Here is a 5,665-nt window from a genome sequence, read left to right on the forward strand (position 1 = left end):
GAAACCCCACACTACCATCGGCGATGCATCGTTTCACTGCTGAGTTCGGGATGGGATCAGGTGGTTCCAACGCTCTATGGTCGTCAAGAAATTCGGGTACTGACTCGTTCCTGAGAACGCTTCAGCAAATCGGGTATGTGATCAAGGTACCGCTTGTGTGTTCGCAAACTTTCGTCTTCATGCGTCTTCACACACCGCAATCTGCTGTCTTCGTGCAGATTGCTTGGGTGTTATATGGTCAAGCCTCACGGGCAATTAGTATTGGTTAGCTCAACGCCTCACAGCGCTTACACACCCAACCTATCAACGTCGTAGTCTTCGACGGCCCTTCAGGGAACTCAAGGTTCCAGTGAGATCTCATCTTGAGGCAAGTTTCCCGCTTAGATGCTTTCAGCGGTTATCTTTTCCGAACATAGCTACCCGGCAATGCCACTGGCGTGACAACCGGAACACCAGAGGTTCGTCCACTCCGGTCCTCTCGTACTAGGAGCAGCCCCTCTCAAATCTCAAACGTCCACGGCAGATAGGGACCGAACTGTCTCACGACGTTCTAAACCCAGCTCGCGTACCACTTTAAATGGCGAACAGCCATACCCTTGGGACCGGCTTCAGCCCCAGGATGTGATGAGCCGACATCGAGGTGCCAAACACCGCCGTCGATATGAACTCTTGGGCGGTATCAGCCTGTTATCCCCGGAGTACCTTTTATCCGTTGAGCGATGGCCCTTCCATACAGAACCACCGGATCACTAAGACCTACTTTCGTACCTGCTCGACGTGTCTGTCTCGCAGTCAAGCGCGCTTTTGCCTTTATACTCTACGACCGATTTCCGACCGGTCTGAGCGCACCTTCGTACTCCTCCGTTACTCTTTAGGAGGAGACCGCCCCAGTCAAACTACCCACCATACACTGTCCTCGATCCGGATAACGGACCTGAGTTAGAACCTCAAAGTTGCCAGGGTGGTATTTCAAGGTTGGCTCCACGCAGACTGGCGTCCACGCTTCAAAGCCTCCCACCTATCCTACACAAGCAAATTCAAAGTCCAGTGCAAAGCTATAGTAAAGGTTCACGGGGTCTTTCCGTCTAGCCGCGGATACACTGCATCTTCACAGCGATTTCAATTTCACTGAGTCTCGGGTGGAGACAGCGCCGCCATCGTTACGCCATTCGTGCAGGTCGGAACTTACCCGACAAGGAATTTCGCTACCTTAGGACCGTTATAGTTACGGCCGCCGTTTACCGGGGCTTCGATCAAGAGCTTCGCGTTAGCTAACCCCATCAATTAACCTTCCGGCACCGGGCAGGCGTCACACCCTATACGTCCACTTTCGTGTTTGCAGAGTGCTGTGTTTTTAATAAACAGTCGCAGCGGCCTGGTATCTTCGACCGGCATGAGCTTACGGAGCAAGTCCTTCACCCTCACCGGCGCACCTTCTCCCGAAGTTACGGTGCCATTTTGCCTAGTTCCTTCACCCGAGTTCTCTCAAGCGCCTTGGTATTCTCTACCCAACCACCTGTGTCGGTTTGGGGTACGGTTCCTGGTTACCTGAAGCTTAGAAGCTTTTCTTGGAAGCATGGCATCAACCACTTCGTGTTCTAAAGAACACTCGTCATCAGCTCTCGGCCTTGAAACCCCGGATTTACCTAAGATTTCAGCCTACCACCTTAAACCTGGACAACCAACGCCAGGCTGGCCTAGCCTTCTCCGTCCCTCCATCGCAATAACCAGAAGTACAGGAATATTAACCTGTTTTCCATCGACTACGCTTTTCAGCCTCGCCTTAGGGACCGACTAACCCTGCGTCGATTAACGTTGCGCAGGAAACCTTGGTCTTTCGGCGTGGGTGTTTTTCACACCCATTGTCGTTACTCATGTCAGCATTCGCACTTCTGATACCTCCAGCAAGCTTCTCAACTCACCTTCACAGGCTTACAGAACGCTCCTCTACCGCATCATCCTAAGATGATACCCGTAGCTTCGGTGCATGGTTTGAGCCCCGTTACATCTTCCGCGCAGGCCGACTCGACTAGTGAGCTATTACGCTTTCTTTAAAGGGTGGCTGCTTCTAAGCCAACCTCCTAGCTGTCTAAGCCTTCCCACATCGTTTCCCACTTAACCATGACTTTGGGACCTTAGCTGACGGTCTGGGTTGTTTCCCTTTTCACGACGGACGTTAGCACCCGCCGTGTGTCTCCCATGCTCGGCACTTGTAGGTATTCGGAGTTTGCATCGGTTTGGTAAGTCGGGATGACCCCCTAGCCGAAACAGTGCTCTACCCCCTACAGTGATACATGAGGCGCTACCTAAATAGCTTTCGAGGAGAACCAGCTATCTCCGAGCTTGATTAGCCTTTCACTCCGATCCACAGGTCATCCGCTAACTTTTCAACGGTAGTCGGTTCGGTCCTCCAGTTAGTGTTACCCAACCTTCAACCTGCCCATGGATAGATCGCCCGGTTTCGGGTCTATTCCCAGCGACTAGACGCCCTATTAAGACTCGCTTTCGCTACGCCTCCCCTATTCGGTTAAGCTCGCCACTGAAAATAAGTCGCTGACCCATTATACAAAAGGTACGCAGTCACCCAACAAAGTGGGCTCCCACTGCTTGTACGCATACGGTTTCAGGATCTATTTCACTCCGCTCTCCGCGGTTCTTTTCGCCTTTCCCTCACGGTACTGGTTCACTATCGGTCAGTCAGTAGTATTTAGCCTTGGAGGATGGTCCCCCCATGTTCAGACAAGGTTTCTCGTGCCCCGTCCTACTCGATTTCATTGACAAGAGATTTTCGCGTACAGGGCTATCACCCACTATGGCCGCACTTTCCAGAGCGTTCCGCTAATCTCAAATCAACTTAAGGGCTGGTCCCCGTTCGCTCGCCACTACTAAGGGAATCTCGGTTGATTTCTTTTCCTCAGGGTACTTAGATGTTTCAGTTCCCCTGGTTCGCTCCATACACCTATGTATTCAGTGTAAGGTAACTGTCTTATGACAGCTGGGTTCCCCCATTCAGACATCTCCGGATCACAGTCTGTTTGCCGACTCCCCGAAGCTTTTCGCAGGCTACCACGTCTTTCATCGCCTCTGACTGCCAAGGCATCCACCGTATGCGCTTCTTCACTTGACCATATAACCCCAAGCAATCTGGTTATACTGTGAAGACGACATTCGCCGAAAGTTTGCATTTCACAAACTTTACCTTAGCCTGGACACGCACCAGTGAAAGAGGTGCCCAGTCTATATTTCAATCACATACCCAAATTTTTAAAGAACGATCCGGTCAAAAGACCAGAAATCAACACTCATCATCCCAGCGGATGGAGCGCTCATTTCTAAGCTTTCAGCAATCAGAAGCAGTTATGGTGGAGCCAAACGGGATCGAACCGTTGACCTCCTGCGTGCAAGGCAGGCGCTCTCCCAGCTGAGCTATGGCCCCATAACAAAATTGGTGGGTCTGGGCAGATTCGAACTGCCGACCTCACCCTTATCAGGGGTGCGCTCTAACCAACTGAGCTACAGACCCAATTTCGAGCTTGTAACTGTTAGCGTGAGCTATCAGCTTGGAGCTTAAAGCTGCTTCTATCGTCTTCTTCAATGAATCAAGCAATTCGTGTGGGAACTTGCGAAGAAGCTGAGTCTTCGATTAAGGAGGTGATCCAGCCGCAGGTTCCCCTACGGCTACCTTGTTACGACTTCACCCCAGTCATGAATCACACCGTGGTAACCGTCCTCCCGAAGGTTAGACTAGCTACTTCTGGTGCAACCCACTCCCATGGTGTGACGGGCGGTGTGTACAAGGCCCGGGAACGTATTCACCGCGACATTCTGATTCGCGATTACTAGCGATTCCGACTTCACGCAGTCGAGTTGCAGACTGCGATCCGGACTACGATCGGTTTTCTGGGATTAGCTCCACCTCGCGGCTTGGCAACCCTCTGTACCGACCATTGTAGCACGTGTGTAGCCCAGGCCGTAAGGGCCATGATGACTTGACGTCATCCCCACCTTCCTCCGGTTTGTCACCGGCAGTCTCCTTAGAGTGCCCACCATAACGTGCTGGTAACTAAGGACAAGGGTTGCGCTCGTTACGGGACTTAACCCAACATCTCACGACACGAGCTGACGACAGCCATGCAGCACCTGTCTCAATGTTCCCGAAGGCACCAATCCATCTCTGGAAAGTTCATTGGATGTCAAGGCCTGGTAAGGTTCTTCGCGTTGCTTCGAATTAAACCACATGCTCCACCGCTTGTGCGGGCCCCCGTCAATTCATTTGAGTTTTAACCTTGCGGCCGTACTCCCCAGGCGGTCAACTTAATGCGTTAGCTGCGCCACTAAAAGCTCAAGGCTTCCAACGGCTAGTTGACATCGTTTACGGCGTGGACTACCAGGGTATCTAATCCTGTTTGCTCCCCACGCTTTCGCACCTCAGTGTCAGTATGAGCCCAGGTGGTCGCCTTCGCCACTGGTGTTCCTTCCTATATCTACGCATTTCACCGCTACACAGGAAATTCCACCACCCTCTGCCCTACTCTAGCTTGCCAGTTTTGGATGCAGTTCCCAGGTTGAGCCCGGGGATTTCACATTCAACTTAACAAACCACCTACGCGCGCTTTACGCCCAGTAATTCCGATTAACGCTTGCACCCTCTGTATTACCGCGGCTGCTGGCACAGAGTTAGCCGGTGCTTATTCTGTCGGTAACGTCAAAACAGCAAGGTATTCGCTTACTGCCCTTCCTCCCAACTTAAAGTGCTTTACAATCCGAAGACCTTCTTCACACACGCGGCATGGCTGGATCAGGCTTTCGCCCATTGTCCAATATTCCCCACTGCTGCCTCCCGTAGGAGTCTGGACCGTGTCTCAGTTCCAGTGTGACTGATCATCCTCTCAGACCAGTTACGGATCGTCGCCTTGGTGAGCCATTACCTCACCAACTAGCTAATCCGACCTAGGCTCATCTGATAGCGCAAGGCCCGAAGGTCCCCTGCTTTCTCCCGTAGGACGTATGCGGTATTAGCGTCCCTTTCGAGACGTTGTCCCCCACTACCAGGCAGATTCCTAGGCATTACTCACCCGTCCGCCGCTGAATCAGAGAGCAAGCTCTCTTCATCCGCTCGACTTGCATGTGTTAGGCCTGCCGCCAGCGTTCAATCTGAGCCATGATCAAACTCTTCAGTTCAATACTGCAATTAGGTTTTGAGAAAACCTTATAAACTTGGCTCAGCAATCGTTGGTTAAACCATGATTTCTCGTGGAGTAACTTGCGATGCTGATAATCTTGCGACTTCAGTCTTACAGCACAAGCACCCACACGAATTGCTTGATTCAGTTGTTAAAGAGCGGGTGGTTAAGATCTTTCGTCTCAACCGAGGCGCGCATTCTACAGCGTCTCTTGTATCTGTCAAGCGGTTATTTTAAGAAGTTTTCAAAGTTTCCTTATCAACTTCAACCACTTGCGCTTCGTTCGACTTGGCGTCTCACGTCAGCGGGAGGCGAATTCTACAGCGTTACAATCTGCTGTCAACTGCCTTTTTCACCGCTGTCGGTTCAAGCATCTGAACCGAAGCATTCCTCGCTGCTTACTTCGTCCAACTCTTTGATTATCAAGGAGTTTTCCGTTTCGTCTGCGCCGGAAGTGGGGCGAATTATAGACAGATCCAGAG

Annotated in this window: 2 tRNA genes and 3 rRNA genes; all 5 read right to left on the minus strand. The window is 51.6% G+C overall.

Going from position 1 to position 5,665, the window contains the following annotated elements:
- Positions 1-88: ribosomal RNA gene (rrf, locus tag BBI10_RS00165) — 5S ribosomal RNA — on the minus strand; the annotation flags it as partial.
- Between the two features lie 146 nt (positions 89-234).
- Positions 235-3,127, minus strand: a 23S ribosomal RNA gene (locus tag BBI10_RS00170).
- 233 nt (positions 3,128-3,360) lie between these two features.
- Positions 3,361-3,436 (minus strand) — tRNA-Ala (locus tag BBI10_RS00175).
- Between the two features lie 10 nt (positions 3,437-3,446).
- Positions 3,447-3,523, minus strand: a tRNA-Ile gene (locus BBI10_RS00180).
- A gap of 121 nt (positions 3,524-3,644) precedes the next feature.
- A 16S ribosomal RNA gene (locus BBI10_RS00185) occupies positions 3,645-5,181 on the minus strand.
- Positions 5,182-5,665: the final 484 nt, after the last annotated feature.

The sequence above is a fragment of the Pseudomonas graminis genome, assembly GCF_001705435.1.
In the GTDB taxonomy this organism is placed as follows: Bacteria; Pseudomonadota; Gammaproteobacteria; order Pseudomonadales; family Pseudomonadaceae; genus Aquipseudomonas; species Aquipseudomonas graminis_B.